Source organism: Paraburkholderia sp. BL27I4N3 (assembly GCF_003386115.1).
Classification (GTDB): Bacteria; Pseudomonadota; Gammaproteobacteria; order Burkholderiales; family Burkholderiaceae; genus Paraburkholderia.
In genome coordinates this window covers 8,124,672-8,145,190 of the sequence record NZ_QREJ01000001.1, presented here as the reverse complement: position 1 = coordinate 8,145,190, position 20,519 = coordinate 8,124,672, and the positions used below count along the sequence as shown (strand labels likewise).

The window sequence follows — 20,519 nt, the reverse complement described above, 5'->3', positions numbered from 1 at the left end:
GTGTAACCGCTCGCGCGAAAGCGTACAAATCCTTACAAAGCAGCACGCAGCCCGCGTGCACCGAACGCACTTTCGCGGCGTTATTGCAGGCACCTACCCGCGGAGTCCGCCATGAATACGAACCTCACTTCCAGCCAGCCGCAACGCAGCCGCATTCATCCGCTAGTTGCCGGCGCGGCTGTCGCCGTCATCCTGGCGAGCGCAACCGGCATCGCCGCGATGACCGGTTTGCTGCCGACTTCGCACGCCGTCACGGAACCCGCGCTGCCGGTCACGGCAGCGGCGGCGCCGCTCGCCAGCACGCCGGTTGCGGCACCGCAAGCGGCCCCGGTTCAGCAGACGGCGCAGCAAACCGCCCCTGCCCGGCCGCCGGTTCATCATCCGCACCGCGCGACACCGGTCGCCGCGCCGAATTCCGCAAACAATCAGGGCTACCAGGCACCTTACGACGCCGCGGCACCGCGCCCGGTCGCCGCCGACCCGTACGCGGGCGAAGTCGTCGCCATCAATACGGTGCAGGCGCCCGAGCCGACCACGGGCCTCGGCGCGCTGGGCGGCGCGGTGGCGGGCGGGCTGGTCGGCAACCAGATCGGCGGCGGCCGCGGCAAGATTCTCACGACGATTGCCGGCGCGGTCGGCGGCGGCCTCGCAGGGAACGGCATTGAACACGCGGTGCGCAAGCAGACCACGTACCAGGTGCAGGTCCGCATGCAGGACGGTAGCTACCGCAACTTCAGCTACCCGACGCAGCCGGCCGTGCAGATCGGCCAACGCGTTCACGTCTCCGGCGATTCGCTTAGCGCTTCGTGAACCTGCGGCCGGCGTCCAAAAAGGAATAAGACGGCTCCGTCGCGCGTTATGATCAATCGTTACGCCAGAACGGCTGATCGCGCACGATGGAGCACGCCTACATCCACCTCTTGCACCAGTTAGCCGGCCATCCCGGCTGGACGCTCACGGTCATCTTCCTGGCGGCGTTTCTGGAGTCGCTCGCCGTCATCGGCACTTTCGTTCCGGGCAGCACCGCCATGTTCCTTGCCGGCGCGCTGATCGGCACCGGCTCGCTGAGTCTCGGCTGGGCACTCGCGTGGGCGATCGCCGGCGCCATCGCCGGCGACGGCATGAGCTTCTGGATCGGCAGCCGTTACAAGGACCGCATCGTCCAGTTCTGGCCGTTCTGCAAACATCCCGAGGTGCTCGAGGCAGGCCACCGCTTCTTCCACAAACATGGCGCGAAGAGCGTCGTGCTGGCGCGCTTCATCGGCCCTTTGCGGGCAATCGTGCCGGTGGTGGCGGGCATGCTCGGCATGCCGCCGCTGCGCTTTTACGCAATGAACGTGCTGTCGGCGCTGATCTGGGCGCCGGCCCATATCCTGCCGGGCATGATCTTCGGCGCCTCGGTGCTGCTGGCCGGCGCGGTGTCGTTCAGGCTCGTCGTGATCATCGCGCTGCTGGTGGGGATTGTCTGGCTGAGCTTTCGCGCGGCGCGTTTTCTGCTCTCGCACGCCAATGCGTGGTCGAGCGCGGCGGGCCAACAGCTGGGCAGCTGGGCCTGTCGGCATCCGGGTCCGTTCGGCCGTTTCGCGCGCAAGATGCTCGACCCCAGTACGCCTGACGCCAGCAGCATCCTGCTGACGTCGCTGGTCGTACTCGTGTCGGGCGCGCTTTTTTTCGGCGTGCTCGACGACGTCGCCAGCGGCGATCCGCTGACGCGAGTGGACGTCTCCGTCTACCACTTCCTGCAATCGGTACGCACGCCCTGGAGCGATACCGTTCTCGCCGGTCTCTCGACGCTCGGCAGCAGCATCACACTCGCGGCGCTGGTCGTGACGGTCACGGTATGGATGCTGTTGGAGCGGCGCCGGCGCACCGTCGGCTACTGGCTCGCGGCGGTGGTGTTTTCCCAATTGCTGATCTACGTGCTGCAGTTCGCGATGCACCGCGCGCCGCCCAATACGTCGATGATCGGCGCCTATGTGTTTCCGAGCAATCACGTCGCCGCAACCGTCATTGTGTACGGTTTCCTGGCGTTTCTGCTGGCGCGCCGGGTCGAGAGGCTGGAAGGGGTGCTGGTGGCGGCCGCGAGTGCGATCGTGGTGATCCTGGTCGCGCTCGCGGGACTGTACTTCGGCAGGTACTGGGTGTCCGACGCGCTCGGCGGCGCCGCGCTCGCCTACCTCTGGGTGGCGATCGTTGCGTTGACAGCGATGTGGCGGCACCCGGAAACGCCGCCCGAACGTGCGTTCATGCCCGTCGTGGTGCTGGTGGTCGTGCTGCTCAGCGTGGGTGTCCAGGTCGGCTTCAACATGCCCACGCCGCCGCCGGACAGCGCGCTGCGCCCGCCTCCCGTGCTGGTCTCGCAATCGCAGTGGACACTCTCCGTATGGAAGCGCCTGCCGTGTTACCGCTCGGACATGGGCGGCGATCGCAAGGAGCCGCTCACGCTGCAGTGGGTCTCGAACCTCGATTCGATCCGCGGACAGTTGCGCGCCCAAGGCTGGGTGGAAGGCACGGACGTCTCGGCGCACAGTCTGCTCTCGCTGGCCTCGCCCAATGTGGCGGCGGTGTCGCTGCCGGTCTTGCCGAAGCTCAACAACGGCGTGCCGTCTTCGGTGGTGTTCATGCGTCCGGGCGACACGCGCGACGAGCGCGACGTGCTGCGGTTCTGGCCCAGCGGTTACGCGGTGGGCAACGGCACCTCCGTCACGCCGCTGTGGGTCGGCGCTTTCGCGCACGAACGGCTGTCGCGCGCGTCGTGGCCGATCAACATTCTGCGGGTCGACAGGGAGATGACCTCGTTCGATGCGCACGAGAAATCGAGTGCGGGTCTCGGCGCGGAGCTCGTCGCCCGGGTCAGCTGCCGCGGCGTGCCGGTGTCGCTGCTCGCTTCGCCGACGGAGTGAGCGCGTTCGCTGCTCCAGCGAAGAAATCCTTCTGCGCTCAATCAGTTATGTCGCTTGGCCAGGAGTTGTCCACAGGGATGTGAACAATTTCTGTGGATAAATTCGCCCGCGACGCTCAAGAGCTACAAACACCTGTTCCGCTTGAATTTAACAACCTGGTTGCTGGCACACGGCCTCTGGTTGTCCGCATCATCGGGACACGGCAGGTGTTTTGCGTGACCATTCAGGGCGACTCCGGTCGCCCTTTTTTATCGGGTTGCTTGCTGCGCGTTCCCGGATTTGTTCGATGTCACGGCTGCGTACACGACCCGCGCATTGATTCTGCATGTCGGCACAATTCCCCTCCTGATCCGCAGACGCGCTCTCGTTGCCCGCGCCCGTCGCAGGCTTTTTTATGCCTGCGCTGACGCCAGCCTGGTGGTCCGTGTCGATGCACGATACATAACTTGCTCAGGACGGGGTGGATAACCGTCAATGCAACTGGACGCCGCTGACATTTCCCAGCGTTATTGCGAAATAGTCCTGCTGACTATCCAACGACTATCCCCGATGATTGAAAGAACTCGGGGAAGAGGTCAAACGATGAAAGCTGTACGCTGCGACAGGTATCCACGTCTTACGTATCCACGCCTCACGCCTCCTGTCTTTCCCGTGCGGGCCGCATTAGGCGCGTCCTGATTGATGGAGCGCGCCCGCTTCGATCTGCCCATGCCCGGCGTAGCGCTTTCACCGGAAAGCGTTGAACGTCTGATGGCCGAACCCTGGCGCTACGGGTTCATTTCCCTGCTGCGCCGTATCGGCGCCGATCCCCGCATTGATCCGGTCGGCACCGCGCGGCGTCCACAGGCGGAGCCGTTCCGTCTCGGCCAGGCACCGAGCCTCGCATTCGCGTCGCGCGAGATTGCCGACGTGCGTGAGGTCAACGGGCGTCTGAAGATACGGCTTCTCAGTCTGGGCATGTTCGGGCCGAACGGGCCACTGCCGATTCACATGACCGAGATTGCACGCGAGCGTGAGCAGAACCGGCGGGATGCGACGCTCGTCAACTTCCTCGACATCTTTCACCACCGCTACCTGACTCTGCTGTACCGGGCGTGGGTCTCCGCACAGGCCGCAGCGGGCCTTGACCGGAAGGATGACGAAACATTCTCCTTTTTTGTCGCGAGCCTCGCCGGCCACGATCCCGCCGAAATCGCCGGCCGGCCGTTTCCTGGCCATGCGCGCCTCGCCGCCTCTGCGCATCCGGTGCGCGAAGCGCGTAATCCCGACGGCCTGCGCGCGACGCTTGAGCAGTACTTCGGCGTACCGGTCGCAATCGAGGAATACGTCTTTCACTGGCTGGAAATGACGCCGGCCAGCCACAGTTATCTCGGCAAGCCCGTGGAGTCTTCGACGCTTGCGATGGGCGCGATGCTCGGCGAGCAGGTGCCGGACCGCCAGCACCGGTTCCGCATTGTCCTGGGGCCGCTCGACTTGCAGGTGTATCTGCGTTTCACGGCGCAGGGCGTGGACCTGCCGAAGCTGGTCGAATGCGTGAGGGAATTTGTCGGGCGCGGCTACCGGTGGGAACTGGAACTGCGCATCAAGCCACAGGGCGCACCGCCTGCGGTGCTGGGTGGAACGGAACAACTTGGCTGGTCCAGCTGGCTTGGACAGGCGCCCACGGATGCGCCGATTACCGGCATGCGCTTCGAACCGGAACAGTACGTGGAGCAGCCGGCGAGGCGATCCGTACCGTACCGTCAACGCCCGGAAACCGGCGCGGGTGATCTGCTGACGTACTACAACGAGGAGTTCCTGTACCTGCGCGAACTTGCCGCCGAATTCGCGCAGGCGCATGTAAAAATCGCCAGGCGTCTGGGCATGCAGGCGGGTGAAATCGGCGATAGGTATGTCGAGCGGCTCGTCCAGGCATTCGCTTTCATGTCCGCCCGCATGCGCATGAAACTGGACGCCGCATTCCCCGACTTCACGCGCCCCCTGCTGCAATGCCTCTATCCGAATTACCTCGCGCCGACGCCATCGATGGCGGTGGCACGGCTATACCCGGATCACGCCAGGAGCAAACTTGCACAGGGGTTTCATGTCCCACGCGGCAGTCCGTTCGCCTCCCCCGTGCCGCAGGGTGGCGGCTGCGTCTGCCAGTTCCGCAGCACCCAGGACGTCACGCTCTATCCGCTGGAAATCGTCAGCGCCCGGCTCACCGGCATTCCGCCCGATATCTCCGCGCTTGACCGCTACGTGCGCCCGGACCGGAACGTACGCTCCGCGTTACGCCTGCGGCTGCGAGCCACCGGCAGCGCCACCATCGGACAGCTGCGCGGTCTGGATCGCCTGCCGGTCTATCTGGCGGGCGACGTGCGGCTTGCCTCCCAGCTGTTCGAACTCCTGCATACCGGGGCGGCCGCATCGGTACTCGCCGCGCCGGGGAGTTTTGCCACTGCCCAGGAGCCGCTGCACGTGGTGCGAAACCAGGCCGTGATGCATGAAGGCTTCGGCACGGATCAGGCAATGCTGCCGCTTGTCTGGCCGAAGTTTCACGGCCACAACCTGCTGCACGAATATGCCACCTGTCCCGAGCGTTTCCTGTTCTTCACGCTCACCGGACTCGAGGCGGGCCTGCGCCGGATCGAAGCTCAGGAGGTCGAGATCGTCGTGCTGCTCGACCGCCCGGCAGGCGAACTGGTCAACCAGGTCGATGCCTCGCATTTTGCGCTGTTCTGCACCCCTGTCATCAACCTGTTTCCTGTCACGATAGACCGGCTCGAACTGCCTGAGAACAGCACGACCGCCGCCCTGCATGTCGATCCACTCGCGCCGGCCGACTACGAAGTGTTTTCAGTCGGGGCACTCTCGGGATTCGAAACCAGGGAATCCGCGAGTCTTGAGTTCCAGCCGCGGTATCCGACGCTGGCCCGCGACGAGAACAGCACCGGCCGCTATTTCGTCACCCGTCGCGAGCCCGCCCGGGGCACCGATCTGGCGCGTCGCTACCAGACACGCGCCACCTACGCGCCGGGCGACACACTGGTGTCGCTGGTCGATGCGAACGGCACGCCCGCTCATGACAATATCCGGTTCATCACCGCGCAGGTATGGGTGACGAATCGCGATCTGCCGAACCTGCTGGCCGTCAACGGGGTGGACGATCTCAGCACGGTCGTCAATGCACCGCTTGCCAGCGTCGGACTGATACGCGCGCCGGGCACGCCAAAGCGACCGCTTGCACAGGGCACCACCGCCTGGCGGCTGGTGCGCCAGCTCAATTTCAATCATCTGCCGCTGGAGGACCCAGGCGGCGCGGGACTGCGCGAACTGCTCCTGCTCTACCGGACCGGCGACAACCCCGGCTTCGTGAAGCAGGTGCAGGCAATCACGGGCGTGCAGATGCAGACGGTGACGCGCCGCCTGCCCGGTACCGGCGATCTCGTCTTCGGCTGCGGCACCGGCTGCACGCTCACCGTCGACGAAGGAGCGCTTGCAGGTGAAAGCCCGTATCTGCTCGGCGTGATCCTTGAACACTACCTGGCGCGCCACGTCCCGATGCATACCTTCGTGGAGACCTCGATGCGTTCGGTACAGCGCGGCCCCGTCGCGCTCTGGCCGCCCCGCATGGGCACCCGCAGCGCGGCCTGAATGGCCTGAGTAGCCGTGAGCCACATCCATTCATTCTGGAGGAAGGACACTCATGCTGGATTTTTCGACCCGCCGCACCATCACCGTGAGCGGCGCGGCGCTGCCGGACTCGCCGTCAGGCGAGCCCGCACTGGTGCTCAGATCAATCCGTGGCGAGGAAGCCCTGTCGGAAATCTACGCCTACACGCTGGACATGGTGACCACGCAAGACCTCGACATGTTCAGCGACGACGCGGCGAACCTTGACCTGCGTGCGATGATCGGCAGGCCGCTGACCGTGGCTATCCAGCTTGAAGGAATGAGCGGGGTTTCCGGCCCTTCGTGGATGTCGAACATCGGCTGCGGCATGCGTGAGATCAGCGGCATCGTGACCAGCGCGCGCTTTGTCGAACAGCAGGACCGGCAGAGCCATTACCGGCTCACGCTGCAACCCGGCCTCTGGCTTGCCGGGCAGCGCTCGGACTACCGGATATTTCAGCGTAAGAATGTTATCGACATCATTCGCGAAGTGCTGCGCATCTATCCGTTTTCCTGCGCCTGGCGCACCAGCCGGATATACCCGCGACTGGACTATCAGGTCCAGTATGGCGAAACGGATTTGAATTTTGTGCAGCGGCTGATGGCTGAGAACGGCATCTACTGGTTTTTCGAGCACTCGAAGGGCTATCACCGGATGGTGTTCGTGGACCATGTAGGCGCGCACAAGCCGGTGGAGAGCGAGGCGTATCACACGCTCGCGTACTACCCGCCGGGCCACAGGATCGACGCGGAGTATATCGACGCGTTCGATATCGCCCAGACGTTGCAGTCGGGCGTGTGGACGACCGGCGACTATGACTTCAAGCAGCCCGAAGCCAATCTCGGGGTGCGCAAGGTCCAGCCGCAGAAGACGATTCACAACGATCTGACGCGCTACGAGTGGCCGGGCGACTTCACCAGCACGGCCGAGGGCGAGAAGTCCGCGCAGATCCGCATCGAGGAACTGTTCGCGCGCGGCGAGCGCGCCGAAGGCCGCGGCGCGCTGCGCAATGTCGTATGCGGGACGACCTTCCATCTGGAGAACCATCCGTATCGCAAGGCGAACCAGGAATACATGGTGATCCGCGCGAAGCTCGATGCCGAAGAGACGATGGAATCGACCGGTCCGGGCGTCTACCGGTTCGACACCGACTTCACCGTGCAACCGGCGACCAATGTATTCCGTCCGGCGCGCACGGTCCCGAAGCCGCGCACCACCGGACCGCAGAGCGCCGTGGTGACGGGCTTCGATAGAAACGTCGTGTCCACCGAGCCGTATGGCCGCGTGACGCTCAAGTTCCGCTGGGACCGCTCGCCGAACCGGGACGAGAATTCGTCGTGCTGGGCGCGGGTCATGTCGCCGTGGGCGGGCAATGGTCACGGGGCCATCAACCTGCCTCGCATCGGCACGGAAGTGATCGTCGATTTCATCGACGGCGACCCGGACCGGCCGTTCGTCATCGGGCAGGCCTACAACGCGGACAACATGCCGCCGTGGCCGTTGCAGGACAACCATGCCCTGTCAGGCCTGCTCAGTCGCAATCTGCAAGGGAGCGGGTCGAACCAGTTCGTTGCGGACGACACACCGGACCGGTTACAGGCGCAGGTGACGAGCGATCAGGCGAACTCGCGGCTGGTGGTGGGTTACAACACGCGCATCGTGCCCGGCGAGGGACGCAAACAGGCGCGCGGCATCGGCTGGGAACTCGCCACCGATTCATGGGGCGTGGTCCGCGCAAACCGGGGCATGCTGGTGACCACCGAGACGCGCAGCGGTGCGCAGTCGCCCGCCAAGGACATGGGCGAGACGGTGCAGCGCCTGACGCAGGCGCGCGCGCAACACGAGGACATGGCGCGGCTCGCGCAGCAGCACAACGCGCAGTCGTCCGACGCGAGCCAGCACGACACCGCGAAAGCCATCAAGGCGCAGAACGACGCGATCCGGGGCGACACCGCCCACTGGCGTGAAAATCCGTTCCCCGAAATGACGCGGCCCGATCTTGTCGTTGCGAGCGCGGCGGGCATCGGGATGACCGCCGCGCAGGGAACACACATCGTGAGTGGACAGGATCATGCGGTGACAGCAGGTCGCGACGTGAGCGTGTCGTCGGGGCGCTCACTGTTCGCGTCGGTGCGCGGTGCGATCTCGATGTTCGCCTACCAGCTTGGGCTGAAACTGATCGCCGCGAAAGGCCGCGTCGATATCCAGGCGCAGAGCGACCAGATCGCGCTCGCCGCCCTGAAGGACATCACGGTCAGCAGCACGGACGGCAAGGTCGTCATCACCGCGTCGAAGGAAGTCTGGATCGGCGCGGGTGGGTCGTATATCCAGATCAACGGCAGCGGGATTATCAATGGCTCGCCGGGGGTGATTCTGGAGAAGGGGGCATCGTGGAATGTGCCCGGACCGTCGCTGATGTATGCCCGCCTTCCGCAGTTGGCTACTCATCCTATTACATTTAACTGCACAGCATTTGCGGCGCTGGAATCATCGGGGACAAGTTCAGACGCGGCGGCATTCATGCCGCCCAGCCCGGACGCAGCGAACATATCTACGCTCGCGGCGCCGACCGCCCCCGTCAGTTTCGCTGCCGCCTCGGGTAGCCTGGGAGGAGCCACGGCTGGAAGCGCGTCCGGTACGGCGCCTCAACAGGGGAACAAGGGCGAACCATGTACGTGGCAACTCGCGGATATTGTTGAGAACATCACAAGAAACGTGGACAGTGCGGATTATCTCGCTGTGAACGAAGATGGCACGCCGTACTTGTTTGGCACCGGTCAGTTCATGGCATGTTATGCAAATTACTGCGGTCACTTCGAATTAGCCTATGATTCGCGGAAGAAAGAAATTACCGCGACGGTGCGTATTTTGATGCGTCCGCGACAGGTGCGAGAAGCCAGCGCAGACGGAACATTTACGGTTGTTAGCTACAACCACGACAAGGAATGCGGTTTAGTAAAAGGTCCCGAGCGAAAGATCGAACCACGTACAGCAGAGTCGATTGCTAATTTTCTAAGTGATGCCAAGGCGAAAATAGAGAAAGATTTAAATCAAGATGGCTATAAGTTAACCGTGGCGGACTGTCTGAAGGGTAACGCCTGTTCATGCAAGATTCCGGTACATTTTCGCGTTGAATTTTTGACAAACGATCCGAACGGTCAAGCGCATGCAACAGTAAATCTGCATCCCTCCGTGGTGCGGGCCGACTCTGCGAATTGGGGAGAATCCGTCAGGTACGAAGACCGTAAAAACGGAAAGGAGGTCGCAATTCTGGTACACCATGTCCACACGCACGAAGCCGGGCATTTGTTCAGCTTCCCCGATGAGTACTATTACGCCTGTGGCGCGGTGCATAAGCAGTACATCAAGCCGGACAAGACCGTAAATATCCCGCTCGCGTTGTCAAACCCGAATAAGGATACGTGGCAGGGCAAAACGCAAGACACCCTGATGGGCGGAGGCGTCTACTTTAACAAGACAACTCGCACGCCGCCCTACTACCTCGAACATATCTCGGAGTGGTTCAAGCAGAAAAGCGGGATCACCTGGAAGGTAATCTAGACCAAGGAAAGGTAGCCAAGTGCGTAACGTTAGAAAATTATTTCTGGTGGCAGCGTTGGGTTTCTCAACTTCAATAATTGGTGGTGCTGCAATGGCAGGTAAGGATGGAATGCAATTCGCGGTTAATGGCTCATCTACCGGCAATGTCGTGACAAGCGTAAAAGTGGAAAATGGTCACTACACAATGACGATGCGCGGCGATACATTCGACGCCAAGATGGCGGGGTTCGGCGTATTCGAGGGCCAAGTGGACGCGGAAACGGAGAGTCAGCTTGAGGCGCTTAGAAATAGTGCTCCTCCTGGCGGACCCTATACCAGTTGGACACAAGTGAACAAGTATCTGCATTCGTTCTACGCGAACGGGACGAAGCTGGCAAAACTTGACGTCACAGGAACGATCGCGCCCAGAGACGGCAGACTAGTCCTTACGCTAGAGTTCCAGAATTCCGGTAAAAGCGAAGTTGTGTTCCGCAGCCCTGCTACTTGGGAAGGGATTTTTAACCCAATCAATGGGAACTCGTGGATTCTGGTTACCGGCGTCCGCAGCGACAATTTAAAGAAACATGAAAAGGAACTAGAGTTCGACACATCATGGTTCGGTGGCCAAGCACTTCTTAATCGCGCGGACTTTCCTGATGATGTAGTTCGAATCCAGCCTGGCCAAATTCGCAGGGCTAATTTTCTGGTGTGGCCGAGTAACCCTTTCAAGATGGGACGTTATCTTCTCGGCATCACTGTTGCGATCCGTGAAGTTCTGGCGCCTCAAGCCCTGAAAGGAAGCGTCGAATTCGTTGCGCCCGATACCTATGTTGAATTCACACAGGACTACCCTACGACCCATGAGGAACATGCGGCATTCGCCACACATTTGCGGGAGCAGAGCCAATGAGGCTAGCTTTCCGTGCCAGCGTCAAGCATAGGCCTAAGCCATGAACCTGATCCGACTCGGTGACACCACCGACCACGGCGGCGAAGTTATCACCGCCTCCGAAGTCATGCGCTATGGCGGTGTGCGCGTGGCCCGCAAGGGCGACGAAGTGACCTGTCCGCTCCACCCTGAGGTCGTGCCCAACGTCATCGTTGAGGGCGACGACAGGATCACGGACCACGGTGTCCCCGTCGCGCGTCAGGGCCACCATGCCACATGCGGTTGCAGCCTTATATCCAGCGTCGTCTGATTTCACGTTCTCGGGTCGCTTCCACGACACGGGTATTTGCATGGGCGTGCTGCGCAACCACGGCATGCCGGTGACCACCGAGACGCGCAGCGGTGCGCAGTCGCCCGCCAAGGACATGGGCGAGATGGTGCAGCGCCTGACGCAGGCGCGCGCGCAACACGAGGACGTGGCGCAGCTCGACGCGATCCGGGGCGGCACCGCCCACTGGCGTGAAAATCCGTTTCCCGAAATGGCGCGGCCCGATCTTGTCGTTGCGAGCGCGGCGGGCATCCGCATGACCGCCACGCGGGGAACGTACATTGTGAGTGGACAGGATCATGCGGTGACAGCGGGTCGCGACGTGAGCGTGTCGTCCGGGCGCTCACTGTTCGCGTCGGTGCGCGGCGCGATCTCGATGTTCGCGTACCAACTCGGGATGAAACTGATCGCCGCGAAAGGCAAGGTCGATATCCAGGCGCAGAGCGACCAGATGGCGCTCGCGGCCCTGAAGGACATCACGATCAGCAGCTCGGACGGCAAGATCGTCATCACCGCGTCGAAGGAAGTCTGGATCGGCGCGGGTGGGTCGTATATCCAGATCAACGGCAGCGGGATTATTAACGGCTCGCCGGGGGTGATTCTGGAGAAGGGACTTTGGGATGTGCAGGACGCAGACGCTCGCATACCGAGCTTCCCTCCGTTCGGATCGGGTACGCCCACTGATGACTACATCCATTCGCTGTAACTTTCCCTCCTGACAGACCTATGATTATCAGCCCGCCCTTTCTTTCAGCAGCCCACCCGCAGCAGAATGACGCAATGCCCACAGCGGATGCGGGCAACACGGTCGTACCCGACGGTGATGTGTGTGCCGCCAACATGCTCGAATGTGCGCCGGGCAACGGCGCCTATCCGGTCAGCTTCAATCTTGGCTGGCATGGCGGTGCGCATCTGAAAGCCCCGCTCGACGGCAATCAGGTCACTTCCGTGCGCGCCATCGCGGACGGCACAATCGTGTACGTGCGCCAGACGGATACGACCCATAAGCCGACGCTTCAGTACCGCAACGTGCGTACGGACGACGGCTGTGTCGTCATCCGGCACGATACGGAAATTGGCGAAGGCGACAACGCGAAGGTCACCTATTACTCGGTGTACATGCACCTCCAGGCCGCGCTGTCGTCGCTGTCCGTGGGCAAGAAGGTTTATCGCAAGGATATCCTGGGCACACCGGGCCAGATTTACGGGCAGTTTCCGCAGATCCACTTCGAGATCGTCTGCAACGAGGCGAACCTGAGGAAGTTCATCGGGCGCGCCCCGGGCCGCTGGGCAGCACCCCGGCTCGTACCGATGCGGTCTATGGCGATAACTGGTTCTTCATTCCTCGTGGTGCGAAGCTCTTTGCCAACGAACCACACCCTTTCCGTGATGACGACAGCGCGCCGCCTGTCGCGACGTTGCACCCACAGCCGTCTCTCGCGCCGGCGGGAACCGGTTGCGATCTTGTCGCCCGCATGCATTACGAGAAAGACTGCACGTTGACGACCTACCGGCAGAATGCGGATTTGGGCTGGTCCGTTTTCGGCGCAATGCCCCTGGAAAGAGATGCAGAGTACGGCCTGTATCGGCGTGCTAATGCCCTTCACGGACGCTTTACAGACGATTCTCTGGCGGCAATTGCTCCAGGCATGGCCGTGGCCTCTCCGAGTGCCATCTTCGAGATGATCCGTTTCGGACGCTGCATCAACGATCAACTGCCCGCCGGCGCGCGCTTCAATCACTGGCGGAAAGTTAGGACACCGGACGGTGACGGCTGGATCAATCTTTCGAAACCTGGTGTGCGAGTCTATAGCGATGCGGATTTCCCGGAGTGGGCCGGCTGGAGCTTCATTAACGATGACCCCACTCCCGACAGCCTGTGCGATTCACCGACTGTGAAGCGGTGGCTGGACGTCAATCATTCCGGTCATGTCAGCCACGCCGACGCTGTCGGGGCTCTGGGTGTCGATGCGGTTCATCAGCGCCTTGCTCACGCTGTCTGCAAGTTTCCTTCGGAATGGAGCCGGGACGGACTGGAGGCGCGATACAACTGGCTCAGGAGTCCGCATGAGGCATTGACCAGTCCGTTATCGGACGCAGCTTTTAGCAAGCTGGTGGATCACGCGCGCGATCTGGCGTTTTGGGAGGACGTCAGCGATCCTGATTTTCCGCATGCCGATGAGGTCTGGCATTTTCCGCCGACGGCATTTCTGCGGCACTTCAGACCGTGCCGTTGGCTCTCGTGTGAAGAACTGGAACAAGTCTACCCAAATACCTACGTCGAAAAATCGGGTGGACATCTGCATCAGGCCGCGAATGCTTTATCGAATGAGGTGCGTGAGCGTTATAGAACCATACTGAACCGACTAATGGAAAAGCACTCTATTACCCGAAATCCGATGCGAATGTCCCACTTCTTGGGCCAAGGAGCAGAAGAGTCAAGAACGCTCGCGTGGATGGAAGAACATCGAAGCGAAGCTTCATGCAACTCCTTATATGGGCATCTCAACGGTAACGACCTTCCGGGAGATGGCTACAAATTTCGAGGAAGAGGTATGAAGCAGCTAACAGGTAAATTTAATTATGCGGAATATTGGGTATATAGAGGCTGGTTAAGCCGGCAAAGTTTTACAGCGTCCTGGTGGAGTCATCCGCATCCGACGAGGCCAAACATCGCGACGCCGGACATCCTGCTGACAGTGCACTACAACACTATAGACACCGGCACTTGGTACTGGGAAGCGGGACCGAACCACGGGCTCCCGCATCCCCAAAGCACCATGAATAGCTACGCTGATAGAGGGGTAACGGCAGAAATCGCACATGTGCTTACAACACAAATAAACGGCGGCATCTACGGCCTGGAGAATCGGACCTATCACACGATGCGGTTGTATAAACTCATTGGAGATCAATAATGCATCTAGCGAATCGGTTCATCGCTGTCGCTTTGTTTGCATGCGCCTTTGTTGAAAATGCCACTGGCACATCGCAAGCGGCGATAAAAATTTACACTGACGAACATGTCCGTTTTTCGTACCCAGCCAATCGGTATGCAAAAATTGAAAAGCTCGATACGTCTCAAACTGATTTTCATGCATATTCTCTGCGACTGAAGGGTGTCGAGGCTGAGGATGTTTTAACGGTGTGTGAAAAGAATATACACGACTGCGGAGCCGATACGGGATTGGTTCAACCGTACTGGTACGATGCAGAAGGAACTCTGATGCTATTCAGCGCGACTACTGCGGTGACGAAGAAATCAGTGATCCCAGGAGAAACAGTGTACGAAGCTTTCCCTGCGTGCCCTGCTACAGAGGCTGGTGGAGCGTCGGCATATGCCGGAGATTGCTATGAGCTAGTCGCCAGTACACAGAATAAAACGATCTCCCTGACATACTGGATTGGGCCTAAGTCACGTCATCGCTCAAGGCGACAAGCTGTTAAGGCTGCAACTGAAATAATCCGTTCTGTTGAAGATAAATAATTCGCTTTCGGCCTTAAACTGGGAAAAATCACGATTGATCTCATTCGTTCAGATTTTGGGCGAATACTACTCTTCCTGCGACTGTGCGACGATATTCGAGTTTGCGAATCATTTCATGTCAGGTACGGACGGACAGGCGAAAATATTTACCGCATTTATGCTAAATCTGAAACCAGAGGGTGTGGAGGGGCTGCGAACTCGCCACTGGGAACAAGTGGCACTTTCGTATAACGGAAAGAATTGGAAGAAAATTAATCCAAGCTATGCGGCTAACTTGGCCAAATACTATGCGCAATTTAAATAAAATCATCATTTTGGCGTTGCTAACATGCCTTTGCCGGTCTACGGTTGCCGGGGAAGCCATCATCTTCGACCAAGCAAATTTGCTCGCTTTTAGTGATAGCGGGAGGGTTGCAGGATTTTATGATTCTGAGGATAACAAGTTCTCATGCTACTTTTTATTCTCGCAAAATTCCGAGGAAGATGAAAAAGTCCAAAATGTTCAAGAATATTCAGTCACCAAGATGCTTACCTTCGTTCCAAGTGATAGTTCCCTTGAATTCGAGGAGAGGTATAAACAATTCGACATACAAGGGCTTTTGTATAGGAAGAACGGTGAATGGATTATTAGAACATCCCGTCCGCAAGCTGGATGCGGAAATGCCACGGGGGTTTTCGAATTTGATCCACCGGATATCCGAGCCGAAAATTATATTGAATCAAAAAGAATTCCAGCAACAGGTATTAGACTAGTAAATACGAAGACGTTTTTTTATGACTTGCGGGGTGGGAAATTCATTGCTAGAAAGGGCTATCTAACGAAGTCGAACGGAGTCATCGTGTTAAGGACATATGGTCAGTTTTCCTATGTCCGGTTCGCAGACCCACGAGCGAACGCGACAGATTCCGGTCGGGTTTCAACCGGTTGGGTTCGCTCGGCCAACTTGGTTAATCCCTTTCCGCCGACCAGTAGGCAATGAACGAGGAACGATTCCATGATGAACCTGATTCGACTCGGTGACACCACCGACCACGGCGGCGAAGTTATCACCGCCTCAGAAGTCATGCGCTATGGCGGCGTGCGCGTGGCCCGCAAGGGCGACGAAGTGACCTGTCCGCTCCACCCTGAGGTCGTGCCCAACGTCATCGTTGAGGGCGACGACAGAATCACGGACCGCGGTGTCCCCGTCGCGCGTCAGGGCCACCATGCCACATGCGGTTGCAGCCTTATATCCAGCGTCGTCTGATTTCACGTTCTCGGGTCGCTTCCACGACACGGGTATTTGCATGGGCGTGCTGCGCAACCACGGCATGCCGGTGACCACCGAGACGCGCAGCGGTGCGCAGTCGCCCGCCAAGGACATGGGCGAGATGGTGCAGCGCCTGACGCAGGCGCGCGCGCAACACGAGGACATGGCGCAACTCGACGCGATCCGGGGCGGCACCGCCCACTGGCGTGAAATCCGTTTCCCGAAATGACGCGGCCCGATCTTGTCGTTGCGAGCGCGGCGGGCATCGGCATGACCGCCACGCAGGGAACGTACATCGTGAGCGGGCAGGATCATGCAGTGACAGCGGGCCGCGACGTGAGCGTGTCGTCCGGGCGCTCACTGTTCGCGTCGGTGCGCGGTGCGATCTCGATGTTCGCCTACGAGCTTGGGCTGAAACTGGTCGCCGCGAAAGGCCGCGTCGATATCCAGGCGCAGAGCGACTAGATCGCGCTCGCGGCCCTGAAGGACATCACGATCACCAGCACGGACGGCAAGATCGCCATCACCGCGTCGAAGGAAATCTGGATCGGCGCGGGCGCGCTCGTATATCCAGATCGACGCCAGCGGGATGTCGGCACGCCACGAGTCCCCTCCACCTCAGCGCTTCGCGCGCAGCGAAGTCCTCGAATCGTTGCGCGTCCACGCTCGCGTCGGCACGCACAAGACTTCTCGTCCGTTCGTCCAGAACGGCACCCCGGATCATGCCGCCGCGCGTGCATCGGTTATCATTCAATCGCCCGCTTACCGTGGTCCGCCCATGCGCGCGCGAGCTGCGAGTCAGGCACAACCTGACTGTTGCCGACAGGACGATCATGAGAGTTCTCCTTGTTGAAGACGACCTGCAGATTGGTCAAAGTCTGCTGCGTGCACTCAAGGACGCCGACTATAGCGTCGACTGGGTGAGAGACGGCGTCGCCGGGCGCGACGCGATGGCCAATGCCGAATACACCGTCGTGCTGCTCGATCTTGGCTTGCCCGGCGTGAGCGGCATCGAGTTGCTGAAGTCGTCGCGCGCGGCTGGCAACGTGGTCCCGGTGCTGATCCTGACCGCCCGCGATGATCTCGATTCGCGCGTACAGGGTCTCGATGTCGGCGCCGACGACTACCTGCTCAAACCTTTCGACGTCCCCGAACTGCTCGCCCGCATCCGTGCGGTGCTGCGGCGCAAAGCGGGCTATGCATCGTCGCGTCTCGGCGACGAATCGCTGAGCCTCGATCTCGACAAACGCACGCTGACCTGCAACGGCGCAACGACCGTGCTGTCCGCACGCGAATTCGCACTGATGCTCGCGTTTCTCGAACGCCCCGGCACGATCCTGTCGCGCGAACAGCTTGAGGACCGTTTGTACGGCTGGGGCAAAGAGGTCGAAAGCAACGCGGTGGACGTGCTGATTCATTCGGTGCGCAAGAAATTCGGCCTCTCGGTGATTCGCAATGTCCGCGGGCTCGGCTGGACCGTGATGCTCGGCGAAGCCGGCAAAGGCCCGGCGTCATGACGCGCCTACGTGCGCTCGTCGCGGCAACGTCGCTGGTCGCGCTATTCGGCGCCACGCAGCCCGCGCTCGTCGAAGCGAAAACCGTCCACTACACGAACGAGAAGGCCTGCCCTGTCGTTGCCGATCGCCCGGACCACAAGCCGTCGACTCGCGAGCAGATCGCCCATACGGTGAACGGCGACATCGCGTACTACCGTTTCGGCCACGGCACGCCGATCGTGCTGCAAACCGGTTTTCGCGCGACGGTCGCGGAATGGGACGCGGCCTTTCTGACCGATCTAGCCAAACGGCACGAAGTCATCGTCTTCGACAACCGCGGCATCGGCCGCTCCGAACCGGCTGCATCGAGCTTTACGATGCGGGACATGACGCTCGACGCGGCTGCGCTGATCGACACGCTGCGACTCTCCGACGTCACCTTCGTCGGCTGGTCGATGGGCGGCGCCATTGCCCAGCAACTCGCGCTCGATGCGCCGCTCGCCGTGCGACGCATCGTCCTCATGAGCGCGCCCGCGCCGGGATCGCTCGGCGTGCCGGTGACGCCCGAGGTCGAAGCCATCCTGTCGGGCAAAGCGGGCACCACCTTCATGGACGTCATGCGGCTCCTGTTTCCGCCCAACGCCGTGGATGCAGCGCAGCGGTGCTTCCGTCGGAATATGTTCCAGCCGGCCGGCTATCAGCCGCCCGCTGTGTCCGCGACCGTGACCGAGGGGCAGTCCGCGTTGCTGCACGATTGGGCCGGTGACGAGGCCGCCGCTGCGGCGCTGAAAAAGGTCCGCCTCGCCACCCTGATCCTGACGGGCGCCGACGATCAGGTCTTGCCGAAGCAGAACTCGGAAGCGCTCGCCGAACAGATTCCGCATGCGCAACTGCTCGTGGTGCGTTCGGCGGGCCACGCGATGATGTATCAATACCCGCACGCGCTGGCCGCCGCGATCAACACGTTTATCGCAAGGTCGCGCCCGCCCAGCAGCGCCGAATAAATCCCCCAGCCTCGGCCGGCGCCGCACGCATTCCAGTCCAAAAGTCACTCAAGGCCGAGCCGTGGTTCGCCGGTTTCACGCGCTCATTTCCCGCTCATTCTTCACGCCTAAGCTCTATTCCATCGACGGGCAATGCCGGCTCCCACAGCCAGATCGCAACGCTCGTCGCAACACGGAGTGGAGAAAATCATGTTCACTGAGCTTGCAAAGAAACTGAGCGCCTTGCTGATCACCACCGACGACCACGAACGCGACGCCTATCTGGCGTCATCGGCCGATCTGGTCGATCTGGAGCACCGCATCAACGTGGTCGAAACGCATGCGGATCCGGTACGCTGGTATGGGGCGAGCACGCCGCATGAAGGGAGGATGTGAAGCACGTCGTGCCGCCCACGCTTTAATGCGCGCGTCGCTCAAACGGGTCCATGAGGTGCGGACCGACTGGCTCGCCTGCTCCCGGCGAAGCGCCGAACTCAGTGACGCCACTCGTTCATACGGCCGCCCAAAATTTTCCAACGGAAAGATCCCGGCTTCTGCGGCCCGTTTGGCCAACGCATCTTCTCGTTGGAAAAATCTACCGGACCCGATCGCCGCAGATGCCCATTCTCGGCAATGCGAAGCAACAGACGCGCACACCGCATCAGTTTTCTCTAGAGTTGAAGGGTCGACCATCCAACACGCCAGTCGACTTTGTCGCGCTGATCGTCCAACGCGAGTTTCAATCAAAGGGAAAAACAAATGAAAACTTCTGTTCACCACGAAATACAGACCTATTCCGACGGGCAAATCGGGGGTCGTCAACTTCAAACGGGCGCCTTAAAACTTAAGCACACCATCCCCCCGGACGAGATCCGGGATAACCTGCCGGCCGGTCAAGGCGGCGTCGGGTTTCTCTTTCACGCGACCGACTGGGAAACCCTTTCCTTTTCGTTTCACAATGTGAAGCATCGAAATGCGTCATTCGAAGAAGAGCTTTGGAACACCAGGCCTTTCATTGCCTCACCCATCTATTCGGGATCGCAGATCATCGGCGCCAATATCGCCTGTCCCGTGCCGCTCGAAATGTGGCTCGGCAGCCCGCGCGGCATCAAGCGATTTCGCGAGACGCAATTTTTCCCGGCCCTGGAGCTGGCAAGACAGGCCGGCCTGAACATGGTGGCGATGGGCGCCTCCACGCCTTATGCGTGCAACTACGGAGCCCTGCCGCGCGACATCAAACCGCCGCATATCACCACCGGCCACGCCGCCACCGCCGCGATGCTGAAAGACTGGGCCATGCACTGCTGCAATGAACTCGACCTCGAATTCGGCAACACCAAGCTTGCTCTATTCGGCGCAGCTGGCCGGCTCGGCACGACGGTGGCCAAATACGCGCTCTACAAAGATGCACCGCGCGAGCTTGTTCTGATCGATCTGCCGGACAAGGTGAATCTGCTCGCCGAGCAAGCCAGGGAGTTGATGGCATCGGACCTGCTCGGTAAAACGCGCGTCTCTGTGCACACCTTCAGTCCAGACACCCCACTGCCGGACTTCGACGGCGCGATTCTGGCGAGCAGCACCAGCGTGCCCTACCTCACCGCGGCCGATCTCAAGCGCGCGCAGTTCTGGATCGACGACTCCCACCCGCGGGCGGCGAGCGTCGAGGCCGAACTCGCTTCACGCGGACATACGCTATATATTGAGTGCTTCGCCCGTGGGCCGGCCGGACTCAACACCGCGTTCCCGTTCCGGCTGCCGACCACGCGCGACTGCTATACCTGTTTCGCCGAAGGCTACTCCGCCTGGCAGGAAGGCATTGCGTCCGACTTCATCATCGGCAGCCCGCCCGTGTGGTCCGTCTCGTACACGCACAGCCTGCTGAAGAAGTACGGTTTCGCGGTCGGCCCTTTCCACGGAAAGGACGGTTCGCCGATCGAGCCGGCGGCTGCGCAACTTCGCGGCAAGCAAGAATTGATGGGCTCGTAAAT

16 protein-coding genes and 3 pseudogenes are annotated in these 20,519 nt (G+C 60.9%); all 19 read left to right on the top strand.

Annotated features, from left to right (window positions below; translation table 11 throughout):
- Positions 1–111 precede the first annotated feature (111 nt).
- Positions 112–810 (top strand): glycine zipper 2TM domain-containing protein, encoded by a 699-nt coding sequence (locus B0G71_RS36920; RefSeq protein ID WP_116148186.1) that lies wholly within the window; start codon positions 112–114, stop codon positions 808–810.
- Positions 811–896: 86 nt separating this feature from the next.
- Complete coding sequence (locus B0G71_RS36915) at positions 897–2,903, top strand: bifunctional DedA family/phosphatase PAP2 family protein (protein WP_116148185.1); 2,007 nt, start codon at positions 897–899, stop codon at positions 2,901–2,903.
- A 681-nt stretch (positions 2,904–3,584) separates the two neighbouring features.
- Positions 3,585–4,628 (top strand): annotated as a pseudogene (gene tssG, locus B0G71_RS41615) (type VI secretion system baseplate subunit TssG); the annotation flags it as partial.
- 45 nt (positions 4,629–4,673) lie between these two features.
- The gene (gene tssF, locus B0G71_RS36910) at positions 4,674–6,539 is read left to right on the top strand and encodes a type VI secretion system baseplate subunit TssF (RefSeq protein WP_258875800.1); all 1,866 of its coding nucleotides are present in this window, start codon (positions 4,674–4,676) and stop codon (positions 6,537–6,539) included.
- A gap of 52 nt (positions 6,540–6,591) precedes the next feature.
- Positions 6,592–10,119, top strand: a complete 3,528-nt coding sequence (locus tag B0G71_RS36905) for a type VI secretion system Vgr family protein (protein WP_258875740.1) — start codon at positions 6,592–6,594, stop codon at positions 10,117–10,119.
- A 19-nt stretch (positions 10,120–10,138) separates the two neighbouring features.
- Positions 10,139–11,008, top strand: a complete 870-nt coding sequence (locus B0G71_RS36900) for a hypothetical protein (protein WP_147308744.1) — start codon at positions 10,139–10,141, stop codon at positions 11,006–11,008.
- Between the two features lie 40 nt (positions 11,009–11,048).
- Entirely contained in the window at positions 11,049–11,297 is a 249-nt protein-coding gene (locus B0G71_RS36895; RefSeq protein ID WP_116148181.1) for a PAAR domain-containing protein, read from the top strand.
- A gap of 43 nt (positions 11,298–11,340) precedes the next feature.
- Positions 11,341–12,021 (top strand): annotated as a pseudogene (locus B0G71_RS36890) (DUF2345 domain-containing protein); the annotation flags it as partial.
- A gap of 20 nt (positions 12,022–12,041) precedes the next feature.
- Positions 12,042–12,818, top strand: coding sequence for a M23 family metallopeptidase (locus B0G71_RS36885; RefSeq protein WP_116148177.1), 777 nt, complete (start codon positions 12,042–12,044; stop codon positions 12,816–12,818).
- Complete coding sequence (locus tag B0G71_RS36880) at positions 12,791–14,233, top strand: hypothetical protein (RefSeq protein WP_116148175.1); 1,443 nt, start codon at positions 12,791–12,793, stop codon at positions 14,231–14,233. Before B0G71_RS36885 ends, B0G71_RS36880 begins: the two co-directional genes overlap by 28 nt.
- Positions 14,233–14,802 (top strand): hypothetical protein, encoded by a 570-nt coding sequence (locus B0G71_RS41115; protein ID WP_147308743.1) that lies wholly within the window; start codon positions 14,233–14,235, stop codon positions 14,800–14,802. The genes B0G71_RS36880 and B0G71_RS41115 overlap by 1 nt, the downstream gene beginning before the upstream one ends.
- Entirely contained in the window at positions 14,789–15,106 is a 318-nt protein-coding gene (locus B0G71_RS36875; protein WP_309546280.1) for an N-acetylmuramidase domain-containing protein, read from the top strand. The genes B0G71_RS41115 and B0G71_RS36875 overlap by 14 nt, the downstream gene beginning before the upstream one ends.
- Complete coding sequence (locus tag B0G71_RS41110) at positions 15,090–15,782, top strand: hypothetical protein (RefSeq protein ID WP_147308742.1); 693 nt, start codon at positions 15,090–15,092, stop codon at positions 15,780–15,782. Before B0G71_RS36875 ends, B0G71_RS41110 begins: the two co-directional genes overlap by 17 nt.
- A gap of 15 nt (positions 15,783–15,797) precedes the next feature.
- Positions 15,798–16,049, top strand: coding sequence for a PAAR domain-containing protein (locus tag B0G71_RS36870; protein WP_116148172.1), 252 nt, complete (start codon positions 15,798–15,800; stop codon positions 16,047–16,049).
- Between the two features lie 43 nt (positions 16,050–16,092).
- Positions 16,093–16,644, top strand: a pseudogene (locus tag B0G71_RS42285) (DUF2345 domain-containing protein); the annotation flags it as partial.
- 241 nt (positions 16,645–16,885) lie between these two features.
- Positions 16,886–17,569, top strand: a complete 684-nt coding sequence (locus tag B0G71_RS36860) for a response regulator transcription factor (protein ID WP_116148170.1) — start codon at positions 16,886–16,888, stop codon at positions 17,567–17,569.
- Entirely contained in the window at positions 17,566–18,552 is a 987-nt protein-coding gene (locus B0G71_RS36855; RefSeq protein WP_181916892.1) for an alpha/beta fold hydrolase, read from the top strand. Before B0G71_RS36860 ends, B0G71_RS36855 begins: the two co-directional genes overlap by 4 nt.
- 189 nt (positions 18,553–18,741) lie before the next feature.
- Entirely contained in the window at positions 18,742–18,927 is a 186-nt protein-coding gene (locus tag B0G71_RS36850) for a DUF3563 family protein (protein WP_116148168.1), read from the top strand.
- A 363-nt stretch (positions 18,928–19,290) separates the two neighbouring features.
- The gene (locus tag B0G71_RS36845; protein WP_116148167.1) at positions 19,291–20,517 is read left to right on the top strand and encodes a hypothetical protein; all 1,227 of its coding nucleotides are present in this window, start codon (positions 19,291–19,293) and stop codon (positions 20,515–20,517) included.
- Positions 20,518–20,519: the final 2 nt, after the last annotated feature.

What these genes read in the sequence shown, in the direction of transcription:
- B0G71_RS36845 (WP_116148167.1), top strand. Translation starts at nt 19,291, where the DNA reads ATGAAAACTTCTGTTCACCACGAAATACAGACCTATTCCGACGGGCAA.
- B0G71_RS36885 (WP_116148177.1), top strand. Translation starts at nt 12,042, where the DNA reads ATGATTATCAGCCCGCCCTTTCTTTCAGCAGCCCACCCGCAGCAGAAT.
- B0G71_RS36895 (WP_116148181.1), top strand. Translation starts at nt 11,049, where the DNA reads ATGAACCTGATCCGACTCGGTGACACCACCGACCACGGCGGCGAAGTT.
- B0G71_RS41115 (WP_147308743.1), top strand. Translation starts at nt 14,233, where the DNA reads ATGCATCTAGCGAATCGGTTCATCGCTGTCGCTTTGTTTGCATGCGCC.
- B0G71_RS41110 (WP_147308742.1), top strand. Translation starts at nt 15,090, where the DNA reads ATGCGCAATTTAAATAAAATCATCATTTTGGCGTTGCTAACATGCCTT.
- B0G71_RS36850 (WP_116148168.1), top strand. Translation starts at nt 18,742, where the DNA reads ATGTTCACTGAGCTTGCAAAGAAACTGAGCGCCTTGCTGATCACCACC.
- B0G71_RS36905 (WP_258875740.1), top strand. Translation starts at nt 6,592, where the DNA reads ATGCTGGATTTTTCGACCCGCCGCACCATCACCGTGAGCGGCGCGGCG.
- B0G71_RS36860 (WP_116148170.1), top strand. Translation starts at nt 16,886, where the DNA reads ATGAGAGTTCTCCTTGTTGAAGACGACCTGCAGATTGGTCAAAGTCTG.
- B0G71_RS36880 (WP_116148175.1), top strand. Translation starts at nt 12,791, where the DNA reads ATGCATTACGAGAAAGACTGCACGTTGACGACCTACCGGCAGAATGCG.
- B0G71_RS36855 (WP_181916892.1), top strand. Translation starts at nt 17,566, where the DNA reads ATGACGCGCCTACGTGCGCTCGTCGCGGCAACGTCGCTGGTCGCGCTA.
- B0G71_RS36920 (WP_116148186.1), top strand. Translation starts at nt 112, where the DNA reads ATGAATACGAACCTCACTTCCAGCCAGCCGCAACGCAGCCGCATTCAT.
- B0G71_RS36870 (WP_116148172.1), top strand. Translation starts at nt 15,798, where the DNA reads ATGATGAACCTGATTCGACTCGGTGACACCACCGACCACGGCGGCGAA.
- B0G71_RS36915 (WP_116148185.1), top strand. Translation starts at nt 897, where the DNA reads ATGGAGCACGCCTACATCCACCTCTTGCACCAGTTAGCCGGCCATCCC.